A 503-nucleotide genomic window follows, 5' to 3' on the forward strand; every position below is an offset into this window, starting at 1 on the left:
TCCGGCATTCGTGGGTTCAAGTCCCATCGGTCGCCCCATTTATTCAAAACAATACACTCGGTTAAGCGTTGGGGTTTAGCCAAGCGGTAAGGCAACGGACTTTGACTCCGTCATCTCAGGTTCGAATCCTGAATCCCCAGCCATATATATGCGGAAGTGGCTCAGCGGTAGAGCATCGCCTTGCCAAGGCGAGGGTCGCGGGTTCGATTCCCGTCTTCCGCTCCATAAAGTTGGCGCCATAGCCAAGTGGTAAGGCAAAGCTCTGCAAAAGCTTTATCCCCAGTTCAAATCTGGGTGGCGCCTCCATAATACAACTAATAGATTTGCGCCCTTAGCTCAGCTGGATAGAGCGTTTGACTACGAATCAAAAGGCCAGGAGTTCGAATCTCTTAGGGCGCGCCATATTTTTTCTTTTTACTATGCCGGCGTGGCGGAATGGCAGACGCGTTCGACTCAAAATCGAATGGGAGACCGTGGAGGTTCGAGTCCTCTCGCCGGTACCA

The 503-nt window shown here is 52.1% G+C and carries 5 tRNA genes; all 5 read left to right on the forward strand.

Annotated features, from left to right (window positions below):
* The first annotated feature begins 69 nt into the window (after positions 1-69).
* Positions 70-143, forward strand: a tRNA-Gln gene (locus AC1TO5_RS21310).
* Positions 144-150: 7 nt separating this feature from the next.
* Positions 151-225: transfer RNA gene (locus AC1TO5_RS21315), tRNA-Gly, on the forward strand.
* A 7-nt stretch (positions 226-232) separates the two neighbouring features.
* Positions 233-306 (forward strand) — tRNA-Cys (locus tag AC1TO5_RS21320).
* Positions 307-325: 19 nt separating this feature from the next.
* Positions 326-402 (forward strand) — tRNA-Arg (locus tag AC1TO5_RS21325).
* A gap of 19 nt (positions 403-421) precedes the next feature.
* Positions 422-503 (forward strand) — tRNA-Leu (locus AC1TO5_RS21330).

The sequence above is a fragment of the Paenibacillus sp. Y930 genome, assembly GCF_056786375.1.